Genomic DNA, 24,880 nt, shown 5'->3' with positions numbered 1-24,880 from the left:
CATCTGATCGTTAGTTGAGCTGTGTCGTTGACTGACGCCCAGTGGGCACGCATTGAGCCGTTGCTGCCGGACAGGACGCCGAAGCGGGGTGGGCGCCGGGCGCGGGTTCCACACGGGCGGGGGCGTCAGAGGTGGGCGGTGGTCATTGCTGCGTCCAGGAGTTCGCGGTCTCTTGGTTGGGTGAGGCGGTGGCGGGCCGTCGACGGGGGGAGCCAGACGAGGGCGTCGATCTCCCTCGTCGGGACGAAGCCGCCGTCCAGCGCCCGGGCGGACCAGTACGCGACCTCCTTGGGCCGCCCGTCCACCGTGTAGTGGACCGTCGGCAGGCGCGGGCCGAGCTCGCAGCGCCGGCCCGTCTCCTCCAGGACCTCGCGCAGCGCGCACGCCTCCGCCGTCTCGCCGCGTTTCCGCTTGCCTTTCGGGTGCGACCAGTCGTCCCACTTGGGCCGGTGGACCAGGGCGATCTCGATGCCGTGGCCGGAAACCGCCGGGCGCCACAGGACGCAGCCCGCCGCCAGGATGGGGGTGCTGCTCATGGGACCGGGGCCGTCGTTCTGTGCCAGGCGCGCTGGAAGGCGAAGCGCGCGGCCTCCACCTCGTGGCGCTGGTCGGCGTGGAGGACGCCCAGGGCGTAGGCGGTGGCGGGGGCGATGCGCGGGGTGCGGGCGGCGGTGGCGGCGGCCGTCGCGGCCTCGGCCGCGTCGCGGTGCCGGTCGAGGGCGCGGGCGGCCTCGTACAGGTGGGAGTCGGGTTCGCCACCGGTGTGCAGGGCCTCGGTGGCGTACCGGTGCAGGCGCAGCAGGAGCCGGGTCTGGTGCCAGGGCGCGTCCTGGCTCTCGCCGGCCGCCAGGGCGAGGGCGTCCGCGTTGTACGGGTGGGCCGCCCGGGTGAGGGGGAGTGCCGCGACCGCGTCGAGGAGGCGCCGTTCGGCGAGTTCGGCGGGGGCGTCGATGACCTCGACGGCCGGGGCCGAGCCCGCCGGCCCGAGCGGCACCTCGGAGGCGAGGAGGGCGACGGCGTCGGCGACCGCGTGGAAGCGGGCGGAGCCCAGCGCCTGGAGGGAGGCGGAGTGGGCGCGGGTCCTGGCCAGGGTCAGTTGGCGTTCGAGGAGGGCGCCGGCCCGCGCGGCGCCCACCGTCAGCCCGGCCCCCTCGCCGCCCCGGGCGGTCGGCACCGGCCCGCTGCCGTTCGACAGGCGGGACAGCGCGTCCACCAGCCGGACGAGCCGGGAGGTGCAGGCCTGTTCCAGGGCCAGCGTGCCGGAGAGCCAGGCGAGTTCGGTGCGCAGCTGGTCGGCCCAGGCCGTGTCGAGCAGCGACCGGAAGGTGTGGAGGGTGCCGCCGATCCGGCGGGCCGCGCCCCGCAGCGTACGGGCGGCCTCCTCCGCTCCGGCCGTGTCGGAGCCGCTCTCGGTGTGCAGGCGCAGGCCGCGGAGGAAGTCCGCGGCCCGCGCGTGCAGGTAGGGGGCCAGGACCTCGCCCGCCGTGACGTCCTGGGAGTGGTCAGGGTTGTGCACGCCGGCGCCTCCGCGCGTCGATGAGCATCTCCTGGACGTGCCGCAGGGGCCTGCCCTCGGGATCGGTCGCGTGCCGCGTCCAGTTCCCGTCGGGGCCGAGGTGCCAGGAGGAGGTGGTGTCGGACATCCCGGTCTCCAGGAGCCGGGTGAGCGCTGCCCGGTGCGCCGGGTCGGAGACCCGTACGAGGGCCTCGATCCGGCGGTCCAGGTTGCGGTGCATCATGTCGGCGCTGCCGAACCAGACCTCGGGTTCGCCGCCGTTGCCGAAGGCGAAGATCCGGGAGTGCTCCAGGAAGCGGCCGAGGACCGAGCGGACCCGGATGTTCTCCGAGAGGCCGGTGACGCCGGGGCGGACGGCGCAGATGCCGCGGACCCAGATGTCGACGGGGACGCCGGCCCGGGAGGCCTGGTAGCAGGCGTCGATGACGGCCTCGTCGACCATCGAGTTGACCTTGATCCGTACGTACGCGGGCCGCCCGGCGCGGTGGTGCGCGATCTCCTTGGTGATCCGGGAGACCAGCCCGTCCCGGAGGGACTTGGGGGCGGTGAGCAGGCGGCGGTACGTCTCGCGGCGGGAGTAGCCGGAGAGCCGGTTGAACAGGTCGGAGAGGTCGGCGCCGACCTGCGGGTCGGCGGTGAGCAGGCCCAGGTCCTCGTAGAGCCGGGCCGTCTTCGGGTGGTAGTTGCCGGTGCCGACGTGCGAGTAGCGGCGCAGGAGTTCGCCCTCCTGCCGTACGACCAGCGACAGCTTGCAGTGGGTCTTCAGGCCGACGAGGCCGTAGACGACGTGGCAGCCGGCCTCCTCCAGCTTCCGCGCCCACTTGATGTTGGCCTGCTCGTCGAAGCGGGCCTTGATCTCGACGAGGACGAGGACCTGCTTGCCGGACTCGGCGGCGTCGATGAGCGCGTCGACTATCGGGGAGTCGCCGGAGGTCCGGTACAGCGTCTGCTTGATCGCGAGGACGTCCGGGTCGGCGGCGGCCTGCTCCAGGAAGGCCTGCACGGACGTGGAGAAGGAGTCGTACGGGTGGTGCAGGAGCACGTCCCGCTCGCGCAGCGCGGCGAATATGTCGGGCGCGGACGCCGACTCGACCTCGGCGAGGTCCCGGTGGGTGCCGGCGACGAACTTCGGGTACTTCAGCTCGGGCCGGTCCTGCCCGGCGATCCCGAAGAGGCCGGTGAGGTCGAGCGGGCCGGGCAGCGGATAGACCTCGGCGTCGGAGACCTTCAGCTCGCGCACCAGCAGGTCGAGGACGTACGGGTCGATGGACTCCTCGACCTCCAGGCGCACCGGCGGCCCGAAGCGGCGCCGCATGAGCTCCTTCTCCAGGGCCATGAGCAGGTTCTCGGTGTCGTCCTCCTCGACCTCCAGGTCCTCGTTCCTGGTCACCCGGAACATGTGGTGCGCCAGCACCTCCATGCCGGGGAACAGCTCCTCCAGGTGCGCGGCGATGACGTCCTCCAGGGGCACGTACCGCTGCGGGGAGGCCTCCAGGAAGCGGGTGAGCAGCGGCGGCACCTTCACGCGCGCGAAGTGGCGGTGGCCGCTGACCGGATTGCGTACGACCACGGCGAGGTTGAGGCTCAGGCCCGAGATGTACGGGAAGGGGTGGGCCGGGTCCACGGCCAGCGGGGTGAGGACCGGGAAGATCTGCTGCCGGAAGAGGGTGAAGAGCCGCGCCTGCTCCTTCTCCGTGAGCTCGGGCCAGCGGATCAGGTGGATGCCCTCGTCGGCGAGGGCCGGGGCGACGTCCTGCTGGTAGCAGGCGGCGTGCCGGGCCATGAGCTCGCGCGAGCGGGTCCAGATGAGGTCGAGGACCTCGCGGGGCTGGAGGCCGGAGGCGGAGCGGGTGGCGACGCCGGTGGCGATGCGGCGCTTCAGGCCGGCGACGCGGACCATGAAGAACTCGTCGAGGTTCGAGGCGAAGATCGCGAGGAAGTTCGCCCGTTCGAGGAGGGGGGTCGTGGGGTCCTCGGCGAGTTCGAGGACGCGCTCGTTGAACGCGAGCCAGCTGCGCTCCCGGTCGAGGAAACGCCCCTGGGGCAGGTCGCTGTCGTCCTCGTACGTGTCGGGATCGGAGTCCAGGTCGGGGGCGATGTCGGTCACGACGGTCCCGTTGACCACGTGCGCGCGGTGCGCGGTCAGGGAACCGAGGGACGGCGCGATGGACGACGTTCCGGACGACGGGACGGACGGCGTGGCGGAGGACTGGACCGGGACCTCGGCGGGCTGCTGGCTCATGGCCCCATTCTTCCGCGCGAAGGGGTGGTCGGGCGCGTCGGAGCGGGCCGTGGGGAGGGAAGTCTCCCCTTGGGGAGAACGGGCACGGAGCGCTTCATTGCGTGAGCGTCGCAAGCGCGTCTGAATGGCCGGTAACGGGGACGTGTCGTACGGGAATCGGGGGCGGGGCCCTTGGCCAGGGCCCCGCCCCCGCTATGTCTACGCGTGTCCTCTACGCGTGTCTTCCGGGACGGCGCTACGGGTGCCGGGCGCGCAGGACGCGGAAGGCGGCGTAGGCCGCGAGGGCGGCGAGGGCGAGGAGGATGCCGCTCTCGATGAGCTGGGTGGGCCAGAAATGGGACCAGGGGTGGTAGTCGACGTACTGGGTGGTGGCGCCGCGCCGGGTGAGGCAGCGGTCGAACAGCTTCATCCCTCCGTCCTCCATGCCGTCCAGGCCGGGGGTCCTGTTCACCTCGTCCCAGCAGACCGACCGGTCGAAGCGTGCGCCGGAGGCGGTGAGCAGCCCCGTGTCCATCATCAGGCCGTTGTCCGGCGTCCAGAGCGTGGGGCCGGCGGGGCCGGTGATCGTCTTCACCGGCAGGAAGGACCAGCGGTACGCGCCCAGGACGAGGAGGACCACGCCCATGACCAGGCCCGTGGCCGCCATGGCGACGAGGGTGCGGCGGACCAGCAGGCCGAGGAGGGCGCCCACGGCGACGGCGGCGAGGAGGTACGCGAAGAGGACGACGCCGGTGGCCATGTACGGCCCCGGGTCCCAGGCGCCCCCGAAGATCGCGGCCCGTTCCCAGCCGATGCGGAAGACGCCGGTGAGGGCGAGGGCGGCGAGGAGGGCGGCGGAGGTCGTGGTGAGGAGCTTGGCACGGAGCCAGGCCGCCGGGCTCACCGACTGGGTGAGGGAGAGCTTGTACGTCCCCGACTCGAATTCGCGGGCGACGAGCGGGCCCGCGACGAAGGCGCCGACGAGGAGCGGCAGGAGGATCATGCCGCCGCCGGCGTACTCCATGGCCCACTGGAGCACCCTGAAGCCGCGGTTCTCGTCCGAGGGGATCGGGTAGCCGTCCTGCAGAAGCTGGTCCGGCGTCTGCGCGTCCCAGATCCGCAGTCCGCCGATCACGCTCAGGGACACGAGCACCGCCGCGACCGCCAGCCACAGCGTCCGTCGGTACTGGCGGACCGTCACCCAGTAGGGGCCCTTCAGGGCGAGGGTGCTCATGCCGGGGCTCCTTCGGTGGTGCGGAGGTGGGCGAGGAGGAGGTCCTCCAGGGAGGGCGCGGTGGTCTCCCAGGGGCCCTCGACGGGGCCTTCGTGGCGGACCAGGGCGGTGAGCTGACGGCCCGTGGTGCGGGATTCGACGACCGTGTGCGGGGCGAGGTCGGCGATGGGGCCGGTGAGCAGGGTGTGGGCGGCGAGGAGTTCGTCGACGGGGCCGTCGAGGCGGACCCGGCCGCCGTGGAGCAGGAGGAGGTGGTCGCAGGCGCCCTCCAGCTCGGTGAGGATGTGCGAGGACATGACGACGGTGGTGCCGTGTTCGGCGGCTTCGGCCATGAGCAGGCCCATCAGCTGGTGGCGGGCGAGCGGGTCGAGGTCGGCCATCGGCTCGTCGAGGAGCAGCAGTTCGGGCCGCTTGCCGAGGGCGAGCGCGAGGGCGACGCGGGTGCGCTGGCCGCCGGAGAGGTGGCGTACGAGCGTGTCGGAGGAGAAGCCGCCGCCGTCGACGATCCGCCGGGCGAGGGTGTCGTCCCAGCGGCCGGGGTTGAGTTCGCGTCCCATGCGCAGGGTGTCGGCGACGCAGAGCCGGGGGTGGAGCGGCTTGTCCTGGGCGACGTACGCGAGGTGTTCGCGGGCCGGGGCCTGGATGGTGCCCTCGGTGGGGCGGAGTAGTCCGGCGGCGAGGGCGAGGAGGGTGGACTTGCCGGCGCCGTTGGGGCCGACGAGGGCGCAGATCCGGCCGGCGGGGAGGGAGAGGTCGCACTCCCTCAGGGCCCAGCCGTGCCCCCTTCCCCCGTATCGCTTGCCCAGGAGGTGTGCCTCCAGGGCGGTGTCCTTCGTCATCGGTCGTCCCCCTCGAAGTGTTCCTTCAGTACGGATGTGAAGAGCGCGGCCACGTCCTCCCGCTCCAGTCCGGCGGCGCGTGCCCGGCGGGCCCAGTCGGTGAGTTCGCCTCGCAGGGGCGAGTCGGCGGGGCCGGTGCCGAGGGTGGCGCGGACGAAGGTGCCGAGGCCGCGGCGGGCTTCGACGAGGCCTTCGCGTTCGAGCTCGCGGTAGGCCTTGAGGACCGTGTTGGGGTTGATGGCCGTCGCTTCGACGACCTCGCGTGCGGTGGGCAGTCGGTCGCCGGGCTCCAGGAGGCCCATCCGGAGGGCCTGCTTCGTCTGCTGGACGATCTGGAGGTAGGTGGCGACGCCGCTGCGCCGGTCGATGCGGTACTCGACCACGATCCCTTCCACCACCCTTTCACTAATCAAGTAGTGAAAGGGTGGTGGAAAGAAGGGGGCGGTGTCAACCGCCCCCTGCGTTCCAGGCGTTACGACTCCGTGCGGTACATCAGGTCCACCTCGTGCGTCGTGAACCCGATCCCCTCGTAGACCCGCACCGCCGCCGTGTTGTCCGCGTCCACGTACAGCATCGCCGTCGGCAGCCCCTGCGCCGCCAGGTGCCGCAGGCCGATCGCGGTCAGCGCCTTGCCGAGGCCGCCGCCCTGGGCGTCCGGCAGGATGCCGACCACGTACACCTCGCCGAGCTGCTCCTCGGCGTGCGTCTTCGTCCAGTGGAAGCCGATGAGCCGCCCGTCCTTCTCCGCGAGGAAGAAGCCCTTCGGGTCGAACCACGGCTCGGCCATCCGGTCGTCCAGGTCCCGCTGCGTGAGCGAGCCCTGCTCCGGGTGGTGCGCGAAGGCGGCGGCGTTGACGGCGAGCCAGGCCGTGTCGTCCTGGCCGGGGACGAAGGTGCGCACGGTGACGCCCTCGGGCAGCACCGGCTCCGGGATGTCGAGCGGCGTCAGGGGGCGGCGCAGCTGGCGCAGCTCGCGGAAGAGCGTCAGGCCGAGGACCTGGGCGAGGTGCCGGGCCGCCGCCTTGCCGCCGTGCGCCCAGACGCGCAGCCGCTTGCCGGAGGCGGTGAGCAGGGCGGTGCCGAGCGCCCGGCCGTGGCCGCGGCCCCGGTGGGAGGGGTGGACGACCAGCTCGGCGGCCGGGGCCTCGATCGGGTCGGTCTCCTCCAGCTGGGCGTAGCCGTAGAGGCGGGGGCCGACGGTGAGGAGGAAGTGACGCACGCCCTCGCGCCTGCCGTGGCGCAGGTAGAGCCGCCCCTGCTCGGACACGGCGTGCATGCCGTCGGCCTGGTCGGCGGCCGTGAGCAGCTCCAGTACGTCCTGGACCTGCTCGGGCGTGAGCTCGTCATACGTGTGGATCTGCCGTCCCGGTTCGAGGGCCGGCACCGTGTCGGAAGTCATGGCTATGAGCCTACGGCGACACCCCGTCAGCAAGAGGCAACTGTCTTGTAACCAGCTCCCCCCTGTTGCGCTACGCGCGTTGACTCTAGGCTGCACGCGCAACGGGGAGCAGATCAAGGCCCGCGAAACGGGGCAAGGGGACTAGGGGAGAGATGGCAGCGACACCGAGGAAGAACAAGACGGCACGGCGAATCCTCGCCGTCGGCGCGGGGATCGCGACCGTCGGGGCGCTCGTCGCCACGATGCCGTCGGCCGGGGCGGCCGGGGATCAGTTCGCCGCGGGGCAGGGGACGAACGGCAAGGGATGGGGCCGGATGGTCGACGTCCAGCTGCTCTCCTTCAACGACCTGCACGGCAACCTGGAGCCGCCGGCCGGCTCGTCCGGGCAGGTCACCCGGACCAAGCCGGACGGCACGACGGAGAAGATCGACGCCGGCGGTGTCGAGTACATGGCCACGCACCTGCGCCAGGCCCGTCAGGGGAACCGTTACTCCATCACGGCCGCGGCCGGCGACATGATCGGCGCCTCGCCGCTGCTGTCCGGGCTCTTCCACGACGAGCCCACGATCGAGGCCCTGAACAAGCTGGACCTGGACGTCACCTCGGTCGGCAACCACGAGTTCGACGAGGGCGCGCGCGAGCTGGCCCGGATGCAGAACGGCGGCTGTCACCCGACCGCCGGCTGTTTCGTCGAGGGCAAGACCTTCGAGGGCGCCGACTTCCCGTACCTCGCGGCGAACGTGACGGACGAGAAGACCGGCAGGCCGCTGCTCGACCCGTACTTCGTCTGGGAGAAGGACGGCGTCAGGATCGGCTTCATCGGCGTGACCCTGGAGGGCACCCCGAACGTCGTCACGGCCGAGGGCGTCAAGGGCCTGAAGTTCGGCGACGAGGTCGAGACGATCAACAAGTACACGAAGATCCTGGAGCGCAAGGGCGTCAAGTCCATCGTCGCCCTGGTCCACGAGGGCGGCATGCCGGCCTCCGCCTCGTACAACTACAACTGCGACGGTGACGGCGACGGTGAGGGCGAGGGCGTCTCCGGCGCGATCGTCGACATCGCCAAGAACGTCTCCCCGCAGGTCGACGCGCTGGTCACCGGCCACACGCACCAGGCGTACGTGTGCACCGTCCCGGACCCGGCGGGCAACCCGCGCCTGGTCACCTCGGCGTCCTCGTTCGGCAAGCTGTACACGGACACGACGCTGACGTACGACCGCGCCACCAAGGACATCGTGCGCACGGCGGTCGCCTCCGCCAACCACGTCGTCTCGCGCGACGTGCCGAAGGCCGGCGACATGACGAAGCTGATCGAGGACTGGCGCACGCTCGCCGCCCCGGTCGCGAACCGCCCGCAGGGCTTCATCGCCGCCGACATCAACGGCCGCGGCTCCACGGCGTACGAGAAGCCGCTCGGTGACCTGATCGCCGACGCGCAGCTGGAGGGCCTGGCCCCGGCGGACAAGGGCGGCGCGCAGCTGGCCCTGATGAACCCGGGCGGCATCCGCTCCGACCTCGTCTACAAGGCGTCCGGCGCCGAGGGCGACGGTGTGGTGACCTACGGCGAGTCCTTCACCGTGCAGCCCTTCACCAACATGATGAACGTGGTCGACCTGACCGGCGCGAACCTGATCACCGCGCTGAAGCAGCAGGTCAGCGGCTCGAACCTGAACTCGATCAAGATCCTTCAGGTGTCGAAGGGCCTCACGTACACGCTCGACATGACGAAGACGGGCGCGGACCGCGTCGTCGACGGCACGATCAAGCTGAACGGCGAGGCGATCGACCCGGCGAAGACCTACCGCGTCGCGATGAACGAGTTCCTCGCGGGCGGCGGCGACGGCTTCGGCGCCCTGGCCACCGGCACGAACAAGCTGGTCGGCGCCTCGGACCTGGACGTCTTCAACGCCTACCTGGCGGGCCACTCCTCAGCGGCCAACCCGCTGCAGGTCCCGGCGGCGGACCGCATCACGGTCGTGAAGTAACCCCGAAGGATCCCTGGGAGGGGGCGGCGGACCGTTTCGACGGAGCGCCGCCCCCTTTCGCGTACGCGCTCTGGTGGTGTTGTTGTGGACCTGTCATAGTGCCGGGTCATGGAGCGACGACGCTTACTCATGGGGGCCCTGGGGGCCGGAGCCGCGCTGTTCGTCGGGGCGCCCAGCGCCTTCGCCGTGGACACGCGCGCGTGGATGGGAGCGCACGGGGACGGGACCGATCTGCGGCGGCTCACCATCCCCGGCACGCACGACTCCGGAGCCCGGTACGGCGGGCCCTGGAGCGAGTGCCAGAACACCACCATCGCCCAGCAGCTGGACAGCGGTGTCCGGTTCCTGGACGTGCGGTGCCGGGTGACCGGCGGGTCCTTCGCCATCCACCACGGCGCCTCCTACCAGAACATGATGTTCGGCGACGTCCTCGTCGCCTGCCGCGACTTCCTCGCCGCGCACCCCTCCGAGACCGTCCTCATGCGGGTCAAGCAGGAGTACTCCGAGGAGTCCGACGCCACCTTCCGCGCCGTCTTCGACGACTACCTCGACCGGCGCGGATGGCGTTCCCTCTTCCGGATCGGGGACACACTGCCCCTCCTCGGCGAGGCGCGCGGCCGGGTGGTGCTCCTCGCCGACAACGGCGGGCTCCCCGGGCTGAGATGGGCCGACCCGGCCGTCTTCTCCGTCCAGGACGACTGGAACGCCCTGCCCGACGCCAAGTACCCCAAGATCCAGGCCCAGTTCCGCGCCGCCGTAGCCCAGCCCGGCCGGCTCTACGTGAACTTCGTCAGCACCTCCGCCTATCTGCCGCCCCGCTGGAACTCCGACCGGCTCAACCCCTGGGTCCACGGCTTCCTGGACGGTTCCGAACTGTCCGGGCGCGTCGGCCTCGGGATCGTGCCCATGGACTTCCCCAACACCCGGACGGGACTGGTGGAGGCGCTCCTCCGGCACAACTGAGGCGCTCTTCAGAGCTCCGGCGGCGGCGTCGGTGCCCCCGGCAGACGCAGCCTCGCCACCGTGCCGCCGTCCTCCGCCGGCTCCAGCGACACCGTGCCGCCCGCCTGCTGCACCGTACGGGCCACGATCGACAGGCCCAGGCCCGAGCCCGGCAGGCTGCGGGCCGACGGGGAGCGCCAGAAGCGGTCGAAGACGTGCGGGAGCTCGTCCGGGGCGATGCCGGGCCCGTGGTCGCGGACGGTCAGCTCGCCCCGCATCAGGGTCACCTCGACCGTGCCCCGGGGCGGCGAGAACTTCACCGCGTTGTCCAGGACGTTCACGAGGGCCCGTTCGAGGGCCGGCGCCTCGGCCCGTACGTACCAGGGCGCGAGGTCCGTGACGAAGGACAGCTCCGGGCCGCGCAGCCGCGCCCGGTCCAGGGCCGTCCGCAGGATCGTGTGGAGCGGCACCACTTCGAGGGGCCCCGGCTGCACGGCGTCCGGGCGGGCCAGCTCCTGGAGGTCGCCGATCAGCGCGGCCAGCTCCGTCATCTGCGCCTTCACCGAGGCCATCAGGGCCCGGCGGTCCTCCGGCGGGATCGCCCGGCCGGTCTCCTCGCTGCGCGCGAGGAGTTCCACGTTCGTACGGAGGGACGTGAGGGGCGTCCGCAGTTCGTGGCCCGCGTCCGCGATGAGCTGCGCCTGCCGGTCCCGGGAGCTCGCGAGCGCCGCCGTCATCGCGTTGAAGGACCGCGACAGGCGGGCGATCTCGTCCTCGCCCTCCACCGGGATGCGGACGGTCAGGTCCTCGGTCGCGGCGACGTGCTCGACCGCGCCGGTCAGCCGGTTCACCGGTTCGAGGCCGGTCCGCGCGACCCACAGGCCGGCCGCGCCCGCGCCGACGACGCCGATCCCGGAGACCAGGAGCAGCACCCAGCGGAGCGTGGACATCGAGTTGTCGATCTCGGAGAGGGGGCGGGCGAGGGAGACCGCGAGCCCGACGGGGCCGTCCTGCTGGTAGGTGTAGACCCGCATCTCGCGCCCGGCGTCGTCCTTCACCGTGTGCAGGACGTCGTCCAGCTGCTTCCGGGCCACCGCGAGGTCGGCGGCGCCGACCGGGATCGCGGCCTCGCCGGAGGTGCACACACCGCCGTCGGCGAGGATGACCTGCACCGTGTACGAGCCCGCCACCGGCGGCGGCGTCGTGCCCTGACGGCACATCGCCAGCAGGCTCTGCACGCCGTTCGCGTCCAGGCGGGTGCTGCGCAGCGAGGAGTCCAGCTCGTTCTCCAGCTGCGCCCGCGTCACGAACCAGCAGGCCAGCGAGACGGCCGCCACCGCGAACGCCACGGCGGCCGCGGTGAGCAGCGCGAGCCGCGAGCGCAGCGGCCGCGAGCGGAACCAGGCCGCCGGATTCCTCAGGAGACCCGTCAGGGGGCCCGTCACTCCCCGCCTCCTCCGCGCAGCGCGTAGCCCACGCCCCGTACGGTGTGGACGAGGCGCGGCTCGCCGCCGGCCTCGGTCTTGCGCCGCAGATACATCACGTACACGTCCAGCGAGTTGGAACTGGGCTCGAAGTCGAAGCCCCACACGGCCTTCAGGATCTGCTCCCGGGTCAGGACCTGGCGCGGGTGCGCGAGGAACATCTCCAGGAGCGTGAACTCGGTCCGCGTCAGCTCCACGGTCCGCCCGCCCCGGGTCACCTCGCGCGTGGCCAGGTTCATCCGCAGGTCCTCGAAGGCCAGGACGTCGTCCTCGGCGGGGGCGGCGGACGCCGAGGCGTAGGAGCTGCGGCGGAGCAGGGCCCGGATGCGGGCGAACAGCTCGTCCAGCTCGAAGGGCTTCACCAGGTAGTCGTCCGCGCCGGCGTCGAGGCCGGTGACCCGGTCGCCGACCGTGTCGCGGGCGGTGAGCATCAGGATCGGCACGGTCGAGCCGGCGGCCCGGATCCGGCGGGCCGCCGTCAGCCCGTCCATGCGGGGCATCTGGACGTCGAGGACGACGAGATCGGGGGCGTACGACTCCATCGCGGCGAGCGCGTCGAGCCCGTCGACGGCGTCCCGCGTGGCGTACCCCTCGAAGGCGAGGCTGCGGCGCAGGGCCTCCCGCACGGCGGGCTCGTCGTCGACGATGAGGATGCGCTCGGCTTCGTTCTGCTGTCCCGGCAAGGGGTGTCCCGTCATGGGGTCAGCGTCGCATGCCGTCCGTGTGCCGTTCAGCTGTCGCCGCCCGAGCGGAGGGCGTCCAGGTCGGCCTTCACCGTGTCGATCGGGATCGCGAATCCGAGGCCGACGCTTCCGGCGGTGGAACCGCTCGAAGAACTGGGCGAATACATGGCCGAATTGATGCCGATGATCTCGCCGTTCATATTGATCAACGCGCCGCCGGAATTCCCCGGATTGAGCGAGGCGTCGGTCTGGATCGCCTTGTACGTGGTCTTCGACGAGCCGGTGTCACCGTTGAACTGCTGCCCGCCGAACTCGAACGGCCAGCCCTGTCGCGGGTCCCACTGCTGCTGCCCCTGCTGCTGGTCCTGGCCGGCACTGTCGTCGTCGTTCTTCGCGACGGTCACGTCCCGGTCGAGCGCGGAGACGATGCCGCTGGTGACGGTGCCGGTCAGGCCCTCGGGGGAGCCGATCGCGACGACCTCGTCGCCGACCCTGGTCTTCGAGGAGTCGCCGAGCGTGGCGGCCTTGAGCCCGGAGGCGCCCTTGAGCCTGATCAGGGCGAGGTCCTTGTCGGGGTCCGTGCCGACGACCTCGGCCTGGTACGTCTTGCCGTCGCTGAGCCGGACGGTGACCGAGGAGGCGCCGGAGACCACGTGGTTGTTGGTGACGATCTCGCCGTCGGAGGTGATGATCACGCCCGAGCCGGTGGACTTGCCGGAGTTCGAGGCCGCGGAGATCTCCACGATGGAGGGGGAGACGGCCTCGGCGACCCCGGCGACCGTGCCCTTGGTGCCGGTGGAGACGTTGGTGCCGCTCACGACGGGGGCCGACGCGCTCGCCGGGGTGTCGGAGGTGAGCTGCTGCACCAGCGTCGCCGTGCCGCCGCCGACCGCCGCGGCCGCGATGGCCACGGCCGCCATGAGCCCGACCCCGCGCTTGGCGCGGCGGCGCGGCGAGGGGACCGGAGCGGGGACGGAGCCGACGAGGGGCGGGTCCGCCGGCGGCGGCACGTGACCGCCCGAGGGCCAGATGGTCGTACCTGGCTTGGTGGTGATCGGCCGCGTCGTCTCGTACGGCCCCTGCGCCTGCTCGTACGGCGCCTGCGCCGGCCGCGTCGGCTCGTACGGCGGCCTCGGCGGGTAGTACGGCTGCTGCGGCTGCTGCTCCTGGAAGTCCGTCATGGCTATGACTCTCGGAGCCGTACATGAGAACCGTCTGAGGAGCGGCTGAGAAGCCCGACAGAACCCCGTATGTCCCGTATAAGGACGGGCCCCGCGGGGCTCTACTCGTGGCAGCCGCAGGAGCGGCGGACGATCAGGGCCGAGGGGAAGAGCTTCACGCGCTCCCGGCGCGAGCCGGACACGCGGACCGAGTCGTCGAGGACCAGGTCCACGGCCGCCCGGGCCATCGCCGGGCGGTCCGAGGAGATCGTGGTCAGCGGCGGATCGGTGAGCGCCGCCTCCTTCACGTCGTCGAAGCCCGCGACCGCCAGCTCCGTCGGCACCTCGATGCGCAGCTCACGGGCGGCCCGCAGGACGCCGAAGGCCTGGTCGTCGGTGGAGCAGAAGATGGCCGGGGGCCTGTCGGGGCCGGCGAGCAGCTTCAGGGCGACCTGGTAGGCGTCGTACCGGTTGTACGGGGCCTCGAAGAGCCGGCCCTCGGTCGAGCGGCCCGCCTCCAGCATGGCGCGCCGCCAGCCCTCGACGTGGTCGGCGACCGGGTCGCCGACGGCCGGGGTGTTCGGGACGCCGCCGAGGCACGCCACGTACGGGTGGCCGTGCTCCAGGAGGTGCCGGGTGGCGAGCTGGGCGCCGCCGATGTCGTCGGTCACGACGGCCACGTCGTCGATCGCCTCGGGCCGCTCGTGCAGCAGCACCACGCGCGCGTCCCAGGCCTCGATCTCGCTCGCGGCCTGCTCGCTCATGCCCTGGCTGACCAGGATCAGTCCGGAGACCCGCATCCCGAGGAAGGCCCGCAGGTAGTGGACCTCGCGCTCGGTCCGGTAGTCGGAGTTGCCGACGAGGACCATCTTCCCGCGCTCGGCGGCGGCCTGCTCGACCGCGTGCGCCATCTCGGCGAAGAACGGCTGCCGCGCGTCCGGGACGATCATGCCTATGAGGTCGGTGCGCCGCGAGGCCATCGCCTGGGCCACCCGGTCGGGCCGGTAGCCCAGCTCCTTGATGGCGGCGAGGACACGCTCGCGCGTGGCCGGGGCGACCGGCCGGGGTCCGTTGTTGATGACGTAGCTCACGACCGCGGTAGAAGTACCTGCCAGTCGAGCTACGTCATCCCGCGTCACCTTGGCCACGCGCGGAAGTCTACGCGGGGGGACCTACCTACCGGCAGGTCGCACTGTGGCATCCGCCACGTTCCTGTCCTCCGCGAGGGTGATGTCCTCCGTGGCGCCCTTGACGCGGCCGCCCGTCCGGGCCCCCTCCTTGGCGCGGGCCTCCTCCGCCGCCCGCTCCACCTTCTCGGGCGCGACGAAGCGGTAGCCGACGTTCCGGACGGTGCCGATGAGCGACTCGTGCTCGGGTCCGAGCTTGGCCCGAAGGCGCCGCACGTGGACGTCGACCGTACGGGTGCCGCCGAAGTAGTCGTACCCCCACACCTCCTGGAGGAGCTGGGCGCGCGTGAAGACCCGGCCCGGATGCTGGGCCAGGTACTTGAGCAGCTCGAACTCCTTGAAGGTCAGGTCCAGGACCCGGCCCTTGAGCTTCGCGCTGTACGTCGCCTCGTCGACCGACAGGTCGCCGTTGCGGATCTCCATCGGGGAGTCGTCGGAGACGATCTGCTGGCGGCCCATCGCGAGCCGGAGGCGCGCCTCGACCTCGGCGGGGCCCGCCGTGTCGAGGAGGACGTCGTCGATGCCCCAGTCGGCGGTGACGGCCGCGAGACCGCCCTCCGTGACGACCAGGATCAGCGGACAGCCGGGCCCGGTGGAGCGCAGCAGCTGGCAGAGCGAGCGCACCTGCGGGAGGTCGCGCCGGCCGTCGACGAGGATCACGTCCGCGCCGGGGGTGTCCACGAGGGCGGGGCCCTCGGCCGGGGCGACCCGGACGTTGTGAAGCAGCAGGCCGAGTGCGGGGAGCACCTCGGTCGACGGCTGGAGGGCGTTGGTCAGGAGCAGCAGTGAACTCATCGCGCCTCACCCACCCAGGTCGTGGTCGGTCCGTGGTGCGTCGTTCGCTCGTCCATGACGTCGGTTCCTCCTCGGTCCCTGCGAGGACGTCTACGTGTGCTCACGTGTGGCTCCCGTGCCCCGAGAGCTTTTGTTCATCCACCCGTAACAACGGTCGGAAAACACAAAAGGACCCGGGGGCTGCGTTGCCCGGATCCTCTGGAAGCAGAATAGCCGACATGAGTTCCGAGGCAGAGGGCCGATTTCACATGGTGGATGTTTCCTCGCTCACTTCCGTCCATCCCCGGATGCCCCGGCGCGCGATGCTGCGTACCGATGACGGTGTCCGGATCGAGGCGGTTTACGAACCCTCACGGGCAAGTGTCACCGATACGGCGGTGGTCCTCGCCCACGGCTTCACCGGGTCGGCCGACCGGCCCGCCGTCCGGCGCGCCGCCGGCGTCCTCGCGGAGCGCGGCGCGGCCGTCGTCACCTTCTCCTTCCGCGGGCACGGCCGCTCCGGCGGCCGCTCCACCGTCGGCGACCGGGAGGTCCTCGACCTGGCCGCCGCCGTCCGCTGGGCCCGTGACCTCGGCCACGCACGCGTGGCGACGCTCGGCTTCTCCATGGGCGGCTCCGTGGTCCTGCGCCACGCGGCCCTGGAGCGGGGGACGGAGGGCCGCGCCGACGCGGTGGCCGCCGTGTCCGCGCCCGCCCGCTGGTACTACCGGGGCACGGCCCCGATGCGCCGCCTCCACTGGGTGGTCACCCGGCCGGCGGGCCGCCTCGTCGGAAGGTACGGATTCGGCACCCGGATCGACAGCAGGGCCTGGGACCCCGTGCCCCTGTCTCCCGTGGAGGCCGTCCCGCTGATCGCGCCGACCCCCCTGCTGATCGTGCACGGCGACCGCGACGCGTACTTCCCGCTCGACCACCCGCGCATGCTGGCCGCCGCGGGCGACGCGGAGCTCTGGCTGGAGCGGGGCATGGGCCACGCCGAGAACGCGGCCGACGAGAAGCTGCTCGCCCGGCTGGGGGACTGGCTCACGCGGGCGTAGCCGAAGCCCGGCCCACGCGCGCATGGCTCATGATGGGGGACGGCGCGCACACGAACGAAGGGAGCGCCGCTATGGCAGCGGGAACCATCCGCTACTGGGCCGCGGCCAAGGCCGCCGCCGGTGTCGCCGAGGAGCCGTACACCGCCGGGACCCTGGCCGAGGCACTCGACGCGGTCCGCGCGCAGCACCCGGGCGAGCTCGTCCAGGTCCTCAAGCGGTGCTCGTTCCTGGTCGACGGAGACCCCGTCGGGACCCGGAGCCATGAGACGGTACGGCTTGCCGAGGGCGGCACGGTCGAGGTGCTCCCCCCGTTCGCAGGAGGGTGATCCCCAGAGCAATGAGCAACGACCAGTACTACGGCGGTCAGCAGTACGACCCGTACGCGAACGGGCAGCCGAGCCCTGACGTGACCCAGACGTGGGAGGGCCAGACCTGGGACACCTCGTACCAGCCGGCCGTCTCGTACGACGAGATCCGGGCCGCCCAGGCCCAGGCCCCGGCCCAGCACCAGGCTCCCGTGAGCCACGGGACGCCGGAGCCGTACGAGCAGCAGCCGTACGAGCAGTACCCGTCGCAGGGGAACCCCGCCGCGTACTACGCGGAGCCCGCCGCGGAGCCCGCGCCGGCGGCCTTCACCGAGCCCGCGCCCGCGCCGGCGGCCGCCCCCGCGACCCCGGCCGCCCCCGCGGCGGAAGCGGGGCCCGCCTACTCCTCGCCCACCACCTCCGGGAACACCCGCCTCACCGACGCCCAGCGCGCCCGCGCCGAGGGCCGCTCGCCCGTGATCGAGCCCGGGATGCGGCCCGCCGCCCTCACCGCCGTCCTCGGCCTGCTGCTCGCGGGCGGCGCCGCCCTCGGCCCGTACGGGCTCCTCGTCCCGCTCGTCCTGCTCCAGGGCCTCACCGCCGCCGGCTGGTTCCGGCTCAACGGCATGTGGCCCGCCCGGCAGGGCATCGCCCTCGCCTTCCTCGGCGGCCTCGTCGCCGACGCCGCCCTGCTCGTCACCGGCCGGGAGCACGCGGCCGCCGCGATCCTGGGCACCCTCGGCGTCTGGGTGCTGCTCTGCCTCGTCCTCCAGCTGCGCAGCCACGCCGACCCGGACGAGCGCATGTACGGCCTGATGGCCACCATCGCCTCCGCCGCCCTGACCGTCGTCGCCACCGGGCACCTCGGCGCCGCCCCGGACGCCGTGGTCGTCGGCGGGACCGCGGTCGCCGCCGCCGTCCTCGCCCGGGCGCTGCCGCTGCCCGGACCGGTCTCCCTGGTGGCCGCCCTGCTCGCCTCGGCGGGCGCCGGGATCGCGGCCGGCGGCCTCACCGACCTGGGCACCTCCGGGGCGCTGCTCGGCCTCGGCGCCGGGGTCTGCGCGCTGGTCGGCCTGCGGGTGGCCAGCTACGACTACCCGTCGCGCTTCGTCCACATGACCGCGGGCGTCGCGCTGCCGCTCACCGCCGCCGCGCCCGCCGTCTACCTGCTGGGCCGCGCCCTGGTCTGACCTGCGGCCCGTCCTGGCCGCGGGAACCAACCGGCCCCCTGACACGTCGATCTTGTGTCGGGGGGCCGGAACTTTTACGGGAACCATTACGGGGGGACGCGAAGCCCATGCGAGCACTGCGGATTCTGTTGATCGTGGCCGTCGTGCTGGGCGGGATCCTCGTGGGGATCGACCGGCTGGCCGTGGCGTACGCCGAGTCGGAGGCGTCGAGCCGGGTGAAGCTCTCGGCCTCGACCAGCGACTCGATCGAGGTCGACATCAAGGGCTTCCCGTTCCTCACCCAGGTCGCGGACAAGCGGTTCGACGAGGTCGACGTGCGGGCGACCGGCGTGCGGGCGAAGGCCGGCGACAAGGACATCCGGGTCGACGAGCTCACCGTCGCCCTGCGGGACGTGACCGTGACCGGCGACTGGGCGGGCGCGAAGGCGGGCTCGGCGAGCGGCACGGCCCTCATCTCGTACGCGGACCTCACCGCCGCCTCCGACCGCGAGGCCACCGTCGCCTACGGCGGGAACGGCAAGGTGAAGGTCACCGGCAGCGTGAACATCCTGGGCCGCAGCCTGACCCGTTCGGTCCTGTCCACGGTGACCGTCGTGAACGGCGACACCATCCGGGTCCGCGCCGACGAGGTGCCGGGCGCTGGCATTCCGGGCGTGGAGGACCTGGTCCGCGCGCGCACCGACTTCGAGCGCCCGATCGGCGTGATCGCCGGCATGAAGGTGGAGAAGGTCGAGCCGCGCCCCGACGGTCTGGCGGTCACCGTGACCGGCAAGGACGTCGCTCTGGCGGGCTGACGGGGGCCCGGACGGCCCCCTTGGTCACATGCTGAGACGGGTCCGTCCGATCCGCAGAAGGCGAAGCGGACGCCTCGGCGCGGAGGCGTCCGGAGCCGACTCGTACCGTGATCACGTCTCGTATCTCGGACGATCGCGTCTCAAAATACGACACACCGGTGACACGGCCACCTGTCCGTCCCTACGATCGAGGGCATGAAGCGACAGGCGGATCTCACGAAGCGGCGGGCAGTAGACCTGTGCCGCGTCGCCGCCATGCTCTGTCGCTCAGTCTGAGCGGGACGCCAACTCCCGTATCCCCCAGGCCCGTTGACCGACCTCGGGCCGCCCCTGTGCAGAGCCGTACGCACGTCCGCTGTCCGTACGCACGCGACGACGCGTACCGCACCACACACCCGCACCACCGCAGCACACCCCCGCACACTGCCCCGGAGGAGAACAGCATGGCTCGCAGCGACGTCCTGGTCGACGCGGACTGGGTCGAGGCCAACCTCGACAACCCGCAGGTCGCCATCGTCGAGGTCGACGAGGACACCTCGGCCTACGAGAAGAACCACATCCGCAACGCCATCCGCATCGACTGGACGAAGGACCTGCAGGACCCGGTCCGCCGCGACTTCATCGACCAGGAGGGCTTCGAGAAGCTCCTCTCGGCCAAGGGCATCGCGAACGACACCACGGTCGTCCTCTACGGCGGCAACAACAACTGGTTCGCCTCCTACGCCTACTGGTACTTCAAGCTCTACGGCCACCAGGACGTCAAGCTCCTCGACGGCGGCCGCAAGAAGTGGGAGCTCGACTCCCGCGACCTCGTCGCCGAGGTCCCGACCCGCCCGGCCACCGAGTACAAGGCCAAGGCCCAGGACGCCTCGATCCGCGCCTTCCGCGACGACGTCGTGGCCGCGATCGGCGCCCAGAACCTGGTCGACGTCCGCTCGCCCGACGAGTTCTCCGGCAAGCTGCTCGCCCCGGCGCACCTCCCGCAGGAGCAGTCGCAGCGCCCCGGCCACGTGCCCAGCGCCCGCAACATCCCGTGGTCGAAGAACGCCAACGACGACGGCACGTTCAAGTCGGACGACGAGCTCAAGGCCCTCTACGAGGCCGAGCAGGTCGACCTGGCGAAGGACACCATCGCCTACTGCCGCATCGGCGAGCGCTCCGCGCTCACCTGGTTCGTCCTGCACGAGCTGCTCGAGGTCCCGAACGTCAAGAACTACGACGGCTCCTGGACCGAGTACGGCTCCCTCGTCGGCGTGCCGATCGAGCTCGGCGCCAACAAGTAATCGGTCGCGCGACCCCCGAAACCTCTAGGACAGGACAGAGAACATGTGTGGAGCTCAGGTCGGCGGCCCCGACGTCAGCACGCTCAAGCCCGGTGAGACGGCCATCCAGGGCCAGGTGACCAAGGACGGCGAGCCCGTCACCGGTTACGTGCGCCTCCTCGACGGCTCCGGCGAGTTCACCGCCGAGGTCCCGACCTCGGCCACCGGCCAGTTCCGCTTCTACGCGGCGGCCGGCGAGTGGACCCTCCGCGCCCTGGTCCCCGGTGCCCAGGCCGACCGCAAGGTCGTCGTCACCGAGGCCGGCAGCCTGACGGACGTGGCCATCGCGGTCTGATTTCTCGACGCGCCTCTCGCACCGCTCGGCGCGGGGCGCCTCACGGGCTTCGAGCCGCTGCGCCGGCCTCCGGCCGCCGGAACCGGCGCAGCGCGAGGCCTCACTTACCGGCCGGAGGGCCGTGCCTCCTGGGGGGTTGGACGCCATTCCAGGACCTGAGGCACGGCCCTCCGGTCTGTTCTGTTCCGGTCGTACGCTGAAGGTGTGATCGCACGACGTCGGCGCGTCTACTTCTGGATGATGGGCGTCTGCCTGGTGCTTTTCGTGGGCGCCTGGGCCGTCGTGCGCCTGTTCTCCATGCCGGTCGCCATCGGCATGTGCGTCGTCGCCATGGTCATCCCCCCGATCGCCGCGATGGTCGCGAACCGCCGGGGCCCGGACGACCGCTGGTGGGACGATCCTTCCGGGGACCCGAAGTCGGACGAGTGGTGGGACGAGCTGGACGGCAAGAAGCGCCGGGGGCCCTGAGCGGGCGGGCACGCCGGAGTCGCCGGGCGGAGGCCGGCGCAGCGTCTCGAAGCCCGTGAGGCCCCCGGGGCCGAGCGGTGCGAGGGGCGCGTCGGGGATGGGACCCGAAGTCGGACGAGTGGTGGGACGAGCTGGACGGCAAGAAGCGCCGGGGGCCCTGAGCGGGCGGGATCAGTAGACGAGCGCCTGCGTCTCGTCGGACATCGCCTCCTGGACGAAGACCTGCGCGCCGGCGATGCGGACGCCGTCCAGGACGTCCTTCTCCGTGATCTCGCGGCGGGCCGCGCACTGCGTGCAGAGCGTGATGCGCCCGGCCGACAGGATCGAGTCGATCAGGTCCGGCAGCGGCGCCGCGTGCGGGAGCTCGAACTCCGCCGCACGGCCCGGGAGGGCGAACCAGGAGGACTCGCCGGTCAGCCAGAGCGAGACCTCGACTCCGCTGGCGACGGCGACGGCGGCCACCGTGAAGGCCTGGGAGCAGCGTTCGGGGGCGTCGGCCCCTGCGGTCACCTTGATCACGAGCTTCTTCGCCATATGCCGAACTGTAATGCGCGGCACTGCAACCTCATGCGCCCCTCACGGGTCAGCTGTGTGCGCGGGTGACGGAATCCGCGCTTCAGGTCCTGTGGGGGGAGCTCTTGAGCATCGAAGAAGGTATCCAAAATGCGGATACGACGGCACCGCCCGAGCCGGAGACGGTCACGGAACCCGCACCTCCGGTCCAGCGTCCGCGTCGCCGAGGTCTCCGCACCGCCGGGCTGATCGCCGTCGCCGCCGTCATCGGCCTCGTCGGCGGCACCGCCGTCGGCTACGGCATCCAGGCCGACCGCGAGCCGACCGCGCTGCCGCCGCTGAACCAGCCGGGCCTCGCGTACCCGGCGAAGCCGCTCCCGAAGGGCCAGGAGCCGGAGCCGCTGTCGGCGAAGGAGGACCGCCAGGCGAAGGCGCAGGGCGACCTGCGGAAGCTGCTGCTGCCGAGGCCGGCCGGTGCGAGGAGTGACGATTTCCGCAGCGGCATCATCAAGGGCTGGATGTCGGTGTACGCGTACGCCTCGGAGTTCGACAGGCCCGGTGACGCCCTCGACCACCAGTTGGACCTGGGCCTCCGCCGGGTCGCGGCCGAGTCCTGGACGACCGGCGAGCACAAGCGGGTCGAGATCCGGCTGGTCCAGTACCGCGCGAACGGCTTCCTCGGTGCGCAGGATTACATCGAGGGCCAGCAGGACTACATGCCGGACGAGGAGTACGCCGGCAACGACGGCAAGAAGCTCAAGGGCTCGTCCGAGGGCCGCTACTACCTCTTCCCCGTCGAGCGGAAGGCCGGCTACCTGGACTCCTACAGGGCCAGGGCCTACTTCCACCGCGGTGACATCGCGGTCGAGATCTTCATGTTCGACACGAAGAAGATCTCCGAGAAGGAGATCCGTTCGCTGGCCGAGCGACAGCTGGGGCGCCTGTGAGTGAGGACCGGAACGACGTGACCGAGCCCGTGGTGGATCAGAAGCCGAAGAAGCGGGGTGCCCGGCGGATCCTGCTCGGCGTCGTCCTGCCCTCCGTGCTCGTCCTCGGCCTGATCGGCGGCGGCGTCACGTACACCGCCGTCACCGTCTCCTCGGCCGACCGCACCGCGCCGACACAACTGTGGGAGACGGCGGAGGAGACCGGCAAGAACGAGGACCCGGCCGCCGCCCTGGCGCGCGGCAAGGCCGACACGCCCCTGAGCAAGCTGCTGCTGCCTCTGCCGGTCGGGTACAAGTTCGGCCCCGACGCGGAGCTGTACGGGAACGACGGCGAGCTCGGCGCCGCCGAGGCCACCGCGCTGATGAAGCAGGCGGGCGAGGGGCTGTCCGGGAAGAAGCGCCGCGCGTTCGAGAAGGACGTCGACGAGCTCGGCATCGAGGGCGTCGGGGTCCGCTCCTTCGCCGACCGGACGGACGACGTCGTCGTCACGTTCGAGCTCGCGCGGATGAAGGACAAGAAGCAGATCAAGGCGAGCTACCGGATCCGCAAGGAGGTCATGGACGTCCTGGAGTTCCCGAAGGGTCCCCGGGTGAAGGGCCACCGGAACGCCGTCTGCTACATGGCGCCCACGGTCGACCCGTCGGACGAGGAGGAGCGGGCCGCGGCGCTGGAGCAGATGGTCTGCCTCGCGTACGACTCCGAGGTCCTCGTCACGATGAGGGCGGCGGGCGCCAAGCCGTTCGACAAGGCGGGCGTGGCGGAGCTGCTGACGCAGCAGCTCGACCACATCGCATCCCCGGGGGAGTACATATGACCGAGCAGACGCAGACCGAGACGCCCGTCCCCGCGCGGGAGGCGGCCGAGCCGGCCTCCGCGCCGCAGGCCGAGGCCGCGCCGGCCGAGCCGAAGAAGTCCCGGAAGCCCCTGCTCCGGGGCATCGCCCGCTGGACCGCCGCCGTGCTCGTCTGCGGCGCCGTCGGGACCGGTACGGCCATGGGGATCACGGCCATGGAGCGCACCGACGTGCCGGGGCTCGCGACCGAGTCCGACGGCCGCTGGGCGTACCCGAAGCTCTCCCTCCCGGCGCTGCCCGAGGGTGCCCTCCGGCCGTTCACCGTCGGCAACGAGGGCGAGATCCACCACGCCGACCTGCGGAAGCTCCTGCTGCCCGCCCCTGCGGGCGCCACGGTCGACCCGAAGCTCGACGGCGGCTGGGTCGGGATCGACTCCTACCTGGCGCTGATGAAGGAGAAGGACCGGGGCGAGCTGAAGGAGGAGCTGGCCGACTCCGCGTTCCGGCACGTCGCCGCCCGCGGCTGGACCATGCCGGACGGCACGACCACCCGGATCCACCTGCTGCGGTTCTCGTCGGTGGCGTTCTCGGAGGACTTCAAGGACGACTTCAAGAACGAGATCACGGGCGAGGTCATCCGCGAGGGCCGGCTGCCCGACGGGGTCGAGGCGGCGGAGATCGACACGGAGTCCCAGGGCGTCGACATGCCGTACCTCTCCGTCTACTCCTACGAGGAGAAGAAGCCCTACGGCCCCGAGCAGACCCGCTGGGCCTACATCCAGGCCGGGGACACCCTCGCGGTGGTCACCCAGACCCGCAAGGGCGGGGCGCCGGCGGTGCCGTTCCAGCAGACGGTCGCCCTCCAGGCGCAGCTCCTCGGCTGATCGTCCGCGAGACCCACCTCACCGAGTGGGCCGGACCCCCGCCCACTAAGCTGGGGTCCGGCCCGTTCCGCCTTCACCGCTCAGTCGAGGAGCACCCCGTGATCGTTTTCTTCGAAATCCTCCTGGTCCTGGTCGCCGTCGGCGTGATCGCCTTCACCGGCCTGACCGTGAAGAAGCTGTACCAGGGCCAGCGGTAACCACCTCTAGAGAACGCCAGAGCTGCTCATGATCGAGATCCCGTCCGACCTCAACCCGGACCTCGTCCCCCTCGCGTTCCTGCTCGGTACGTGGGAGGGTGCGGGCGTCTCCGACTTCCCCGGCGCCGAGAAGTGCAACTTCGGCCAGTCCGTGACCTTCAGTCACGACGGCCGGGACTTCCTCGAGTACCACTCGCACTCGTGGGTCCTGGACAACGACGGCAACAAGGTCCGTCCGCTGGAGAGCGAGAGCGGCTACTGGCGCATCGACAAGGACCGCAAGGTCGAGGTCGTCATGGTCCGTGACCAGGGCATCGTCGAGATCTGGTACGGCGAGCTCGCCGACCAGAAGCCGCAGATCGACCTGGCGACGGACGCCGTCGCCCGGACCGCGGCCTCGGACGCGTACAGCGGCGGCAAGCGCCTCTACGGCTACGTGAAGAGCGACCTGATGTGGGTCGGCGAGAAGGCGACCCCCGAGGTCCCGCTCCGCCCGTACATGTCGGCGCACCTGAAGAAGGTCGTCACGCCGGAGGAGGTCGCGGAGATGGCCCGCAACCTGCCCGACATGCCGGACGACGGCATCGCCTTCTTCCGTTAGACACACTCTTTCCGAGGGCCTGCCGATCACCGCCGGTGGGCCCTCGGCGTACCTACCCGAGACGCCCTTCACGCGCCCGACTGTGTTT

At 71.8% G+C, this 24,880-nt stretch carries 27 protein-coding genes and 1 pseudogene; 15 read left to right on the top strand and 13 right to left on the bottom strand.

Annotated elements, in window-relative coordinates:
* Window positions 1-24: 24 nt before the first annotated feature.
* Window positions 25-111 (top strand): annotated as a pseudogene (locus ABZ318_RS03925) (IS5/IS1182 family transposase); the annotation flags it as partial.
* A 14-nt stretch (window positions 112-125) separates the two neighbouring features.
* Here the strand turns inward: ABZ318_RS03925 and ABZ318_RS03920 are convergent.
* The 7 genes from ABZ318_RS03920 to mshD form a co-directional block, all read right to left on the bottom strand.
* Window positions 126-536, bottom strand: coding sequence for an NUDIX hydrolase (locus tag ABZ318_RS03920; RefSeq protein WP_356900898.1), 411 nt, complete (start codon window positions 534-536; stop codon window positions 126-128).
* Window positions 533-1,516, bottom strand: coding sequence for a CHAD domain-containing protein (locus tag ABZ318_RS03915; protein ID WP_356900897.1), 984 nt, complete (start codon window positions 1,514-1,516; stop codon window positions 533-535). The genes ABZ318_RS03920 and ABZ318_RS03915 overlap by 4 nt, the downstream gene beginning before the upstream one ends.
* The gene (locus ABZ318_RS03910; RefSeq protein ID WP_356900896.1) at window positions 1,503-3,758 is read right to left on the bottom strand and encodes an RNA degradosome polyphosphate kinase; all 2,256 of its coding nucleotides are present in this window, start codon (window positions 3,756-3,758) and stop codon (window positions 1,503-1,505) included. The genes ABZ318_RS03915 and ABZ318_RS03910 overlap by 14 nt, the downstream gene beginning before the upstream one ends.
* A 235-nt stretch (window positions 3,759-3,993) precedes the next feature.
* A complete protein-coding gene (locus ABZ318_RS03905) occupies window positions 3,994-4,971 on the bottom strand; it encodes an ABC transporter permease (RefSeq protein WP_356900895.1) in 978 nt (325 codons plus the stop codon).
* On the bottom strand, window positions 4,968-5,810 hold the full coding sequence (locus ABZ318_RS03900; RefSeq protein WP_356900894.1) for an ABC transporter ATP-binding protein: 843 nt from the start codon (window positions 5,808-5,810) through the stop codon (window positions 4,968-4,970). Before ABZ318_RS03900 ends, ABZ318_RS03905 begins: the two co-directional genes overlap by 4 nt.
* Entirely contained in the window at window positions 5,807-6,193 is a 387-nt protein-coding gene (locus ABZ318_RS03895; RefSeq protein ID WP_356900893.1) for a GntR family transcriptional regulator, read from the bottom strand. Before ABZ318_RS03895 ends, ABZ318_RS03900 begins: the two co-directional genes overlap by 4 nt.
* Before the next feature lie 89 nt (window positions 6,194-6,282).
* On the bottom strand, window positions 6,283-7,209 hold the full coding sequence (mshD, locus tag ABZ318_RS03890) for a mycothiol synthase (protein WP_356900892.1): 927 nt from the start codon (window positions 7,207-7,209) through the stop codon (window positions 6,283-6,285).
* Window positions 7,210-7,361: 152 nt separating this feature from the next.
* Between mshD and ABZ318_RS03885 the strand changes: the two genes are divergently transcribed.
* Complete coding sequence (locus ABZ318_RS03885; protein WP_356900891.1) at window positions 7,362-9,194, top strand: bifunctional metallophosphatase/5'-nucleotidase; 1,833 nt, start codon at window positions 7,362-7,364, stop codon at window positions 9,192-9,194.
* Between the two features lie 108 nt (window positions 9,195-9,302).
* Window positions 9,303-10,157, top strand: coding sequence for a phosphatidylinositol-specific phospholipase C (locus ABZ318_RS03880; RefSeq protein WP_356900890.1), 855 nt, complete (start codon window positions 9,303-9,305; stop codon window positions 10,155-10,157).
* Window positions 10,158-10,165: 8 nt separating this feature from the next.
* Here ABZ318_RS03880 and ABZ318_RS03875 read toward each other — a convergent pair whose 3' ends face one another.
* From ABZ318_RS03875 to ABZ318_RS03855, 5 genes are all read right to left on the bottom strand, one after another.
* Complete coding sequence (locus ABZ318_RS03875; RefSeq protein ID WP_356900889.1) at window positions 10,166-11,581, bottom strand: HAMP domain-containing sensor histidine kinase; 1,416 nt, start codon at window positions 11,579-11,581, stop codon at window positions 10,166-10,168.
* A complete protein-coding gene (locus tag ABZ318_RS03870) occupies window positions 11,578-12,318 on the bottom strand; it encodes a response regulator transcription factor (protein ID WP_356900888.1) in 741 nt (246 codons plus the stop codon). The genes ABZ318_RS03875 and ABZ318_RS03870 overlap by 4 nt, the downstream gene beginning before the upstream one ends.
* 32 nt (window positions 12,319-12,350) lie before the next feature.
* Window positions 12,351-13,484, bottom strand: coding sequence for a trypsin-like peptidase domain-containing protein (locus ABZ318_RS03865; protein ID WP_356900887.1), 1,134 nt, complete (start codon window positions 13,482-13,484; stop codon window positions 12,351-12,353).
* Between the two features lie 101 nt (window positions 13,485-13,585).
* Entirely contained in the window at window positions 13,586-14,611 is a 1,026-nt protein-coding gene (locus tag ABZ318_RS03860; RefSeq protein ID WP_356900886.1) for a LacI family DNA-binding transcriptional regulator, read from the bottom strand.
* 24 nt (window positions 14,612-14,635) lie between these two features.
* Window positions 14,636-15,445, bottom strand: coding sequence for a response regulator transcription factor (locus ABZ318_RS03855; protein WP_356900885.1), 810 nt, complete (start codon window positions 15,443-15,445; stop codon window positions 14,636-14,638).
* A 218-nt stretch (window positions 15,446-15,663) separates the two neighbouring features.
* Between ABZ318_RS03855 and ABZ318_RS03850 the strand changes: the two genes are divergently transcribed.
* The 8 genes from ABZ318_RS03850 (at window position 15,664) to ABZ318_RS03815 (ending at window position 20,856) form a co-directional block, all read left to right on the top strand.
* Window positions 15,664-16,482, top strand: coding sequence for an alpha/beta fold hydrolase (locus tag ABZ318_RS03850; protein WP_356900884.1), 819 nt, complete (start codon window positions 15,664-15,666; stop codon window positions 16,480-16,482).
* 71 nt (window positions 16,483-16,553) lie between these two features.
* Window positions 16,554-16,808 (top strand): MoaD/ThiS family protein, encoded by a 255-nt coding sequence (locus ABZ318_RS03845; protein ID WP_030693670.1) that lies wholly within the window; start codon window positions 16,554-16,556, stop codon window positions 16,806-16,808.
* 11 nt (window positions 16,809-16,819) lie between these two features.
* On the top strand, window positions 16,820-17,977 hold the full coding sequence (locus ABZ318_RS03840; RefSeq protein ID WP_356900883.1) for a hypothetical protein: 1,158 nt from the start codon (window positions 16,820-16,822) through the stop codon (window positions 17,975-17,977).
* A gap of 107 nt (window positions 17,978-18,084) precedes the next feature.
* Window positions 18,085-18,771 (top strand): DUF2993 domain-containing protein, encoded by a 687-nt coding sequence (locus ABZ318_RS03835; protein WP_356900882.1) that lies wholly within the window; start codon window positions 18,085-18,087, stop codon window positions 18,769-18,771.
* Between the two features lie 195 nt (window positions 18,772-18,966).
* Window positions 18,967-19,047, top strand: coding sequence for a putative leader peptide (locus ABZ318_RS03830; protein ID WP_350497993.1), 81 nt, complete (start codon window positions 18,967-18,969; stop codon window positions 19,045-19,047).
* 167 nt (window positions 19,048-19,214) lie between these two features.
* The gene (locus ABZ318_RS03825) at window positions 19,215-20,054 is read left to right on the top strand and encodes a sulfurtransferase (RefSeq protein ID WP_190160544.1); all 840 of its coding nucleotides are present in this window, start codon (window positions 19,215-19,217) and stop codon (window positions 20,052-20,054) included.
* Window positions 20,055-20,097: 43 nt separating this feature from the next.
* Window positions 20,098-20,388 (top strand): DUF1416 domain-containing protein, encoded by a 291-nt coding sequence (locus ABZ318_RS03820; RefSeq protein ID WP_356900881.1) that lies wholly within the window; start codon window positions 20,098-20,100, stop codon window positions 20,386-20,388.
* 204 nt (window positions 20,389-20,592) lie between these two features.
* On the top strand, window positions 20,593-20,856 hold the full coding sequence (locus ABZ318_RS03815; protein ID WP_356900880.1) for a DUF3099 domain-containing protein: 264 nt from the start codon (window positions 20,593-20,595) through the stop codon (window positions 20,854-20,856).
* A gap of 171 nt (window positions 20,857-21,027) precedes the next feature.
* Here the strand turns inward: ABZ318_RS03815 and ABZ318_RS03810 are convergent, their stop codons facing one another.
* Complete coding sequence (locus ABZ318_RS03810; protein ID WP_356900879.1) at window positions 21,028-21,390, bottom strand: DsrE family protein; 363 nt, start codon at window positions 21,388-21,390, stop codon at window positions 21,028-21,030.
* A gap of 104 nt (window positions 21,391-21,494) precedes the next feature.
* Here ABZ318_RS03810 and ABZ318_RS03805 point away from each other — a divergent pair, with 104 nt between their 5' ends.
* From ABZ318_RS03805 to ABZ318_RS03790, 4 genes are all read left to right on the top strand, one after another.
* Window positions 21,495-22,316, top strand: a complete 822-nt coding sequence (locus ABZ318_RS03805; RefSeq protein WP_356900878.1) for a hypothetical protein — start codon at window positions 21,495-21,497, stop codon at window positions 22,314-22,316.
* Between the two features lie 17 nt (window positions 22,317-22,333).
* Window positions 22,334-23,131 (top strand): hypothetical protein, encoded by a 798-nt coding sequence (locus ABZ318_RS03800; protein WP_356900877.1) that lies wholly within the window; start codon window positions 22,334-22,336, stop codon window positions 23,129-23,131.
* A complete protein-coding gene (locus tag ABZ318_RS03795; protein WP_356900876.1) occupies window positions 23,128-23,994 on the top strand; it encodes a hypothetical protein in 867 nt (288 codons plus the stop codon). Before ABZ318_RS03800 ends, ABZ318_RS03795 begins: the two co-directional genes overlap by 4 nt.
* A 225-nt stretch (window positions 23,995-24,219) precedes the next feature.
* On the top strand, window positions 24,220-24,792 hold the full coding sequence (locus tag ABZ318_RS03790) for an FABP family protein (RefSeq protein ID WP_356900875.1): 573 nt from the start codon (window positions 24,220-24,222) through the stop codon (window positions 24,790-24,792).
* Window positions 24,793-24,880 lie beyond the last annotated feature (88 nt).

This window comes from Streptomyces sp. NPDC006197 (assembly GCF_040613865.1).
GTDB lineage: Bacteria > Actinomycetota > Actinomycetes > Streptomycetales > Streptomycetaceae > Streptomyces.
The sequence above is the reverse complement of the archived record's forward strand: the minus strand, read 5'-3'. Positions and strand labels throughout refer to the sequence as shown.

Coding starts and splice junctions, on each gene's coding strand:
- ABZ318_RS03920 (WP_356900898.1), bottom strand. CDS start 536: ATGAGCAGCACCCCCATCCTGGCGGCGGGCTGCGTCCTGTGGCGCCCG.
- ABZ318_RS03910 (WP_356900896.1), bottom strand. CDS start 3,758: ATGAGCCAGCAGCCCGCCGAGGTCCCGGTCCAGTCCTCCGCCACGCCG.
- ABZ318_RS03905 (WP_356900895.1), bottom strand. CDS start 4,971: ATGAGCACCCTCGCCCTGAAGGGCCCCTACTGGGTGACGGTCCGCCAG.
- ABZ318_RS03900 (WP_356900894.1), bottom strand. CDS start 5,810: ATGACGAAGGACACCGCCCTGGAGGCACACCTCCTGGGCAAGCGATAC.
- mshD (WP_356900892.1), bottom strand. CDS start 7,209: ATGACTTCCGACACGGTGCCGGCCCTCGAACCGGGACGGCAGATCCAC.
- ABZ318_RS03885 (WP_356900891.1), top strand. CDS start 7,362: ATGGCAGCGACACCGAGGAAGAACAAGACGGCACGGCGAATCCTCGCC.
- ABZ318_RS03880 (WP_356900890.1), top strand. CDS start 9,303: ATGGAGCGACGACGCTTACTCATGGGGGCCCTGGGGGCCGGAGCCGCG.
- ABZ318_RS03870 (WP_356900888.1), bottom strand. CDS start 12,318: ATGACGGGACACCCCTTGCCGGGACAGCAGAACGAAGCCGAGCGCATC.
- ABZ318_RS03865 (WP_356900887.1), bottom strand. CDS start 13,484: ATGACGGACTTCCAGGAGCAGCAGCCGCAGCAGCCGTACTACCCGCCG.
- ABZ318_RS03855 (WP_356900885.1), bottom strand. CDS start 15,445: ATGAGTTCACTGCTGCTCCTGACCAACGCCCTCCAGCCGTCGACCGAG.
- ABZ318_RS03850 (WP_356900884.1), top strand. CDS start 15,664: ATGAGTTCCGAGGCAGAGGGCCGATTTCACATGGTGGATGTTTCCTCG.
- ABZ318_RS03845 (WP_030693670.1), top strand. CDS start 16,554: ATGGCAGCGGGAACCATCCGCTACTGGGCCGCGGCCAAGGCCGCCGCC.
- ABZ318_RS03840 (WP_356900883.1), top strand. CDS start 16,820: ATGAGCAACGACCAGTACTACGGCGGTCAGCAGTACGACCCGTACGCG.
- ABZ318_RS03835 (WP_356900882.1), top strand. CDS start 18,085: ATGCGAGCACTGCGGATTCTGTTGATCGTGGCCGTCGTGCTGGGCGGG.
- ABZ318_RS03830 (WP_350497993.1), top strand. CDS start 18,967: ATGAAGCGACAGGCGGATCTCACGAAGCGGCGGGCAGTAGACCTGTGC.
- ABZ318_RS03825 (WP_190160544.1), top strand. CDS start 19,215: ATGGCTCGCAGCGACGTCCTGGTCGACGCGGACTGGGTCGAGGCCAAC.
- ABZ318_RS03820 (WP_356900881.1), top strand. CDS start 20,098: ATGTGTGGAGCTCAGGTCGGCGGCCCCGACGTCAGCACGCTCAAGCCC.
- ABZ318_RS03810 (WP_356900879.1), bottom strand. CDS start 21,390: ATGGCGAAGAAGCTCGTGATCAAGGTGACCGCAGGGGCCGACGCCCCC.
- ABZ318_RS03795 (WP_356900876.1), top strand. CDS start 23,128: ATGACCGAGCAGACGCAGACCGAGACGCCCGTCCCCGCGCGGGAGGCG.
- ABZ318_RS03790 (WP_356900875.1), top strand. CDS start 24,220: ATGATCGAGATCCCGTCCGACCTCAACCCGGACCTCGTCCCCCTCGCG.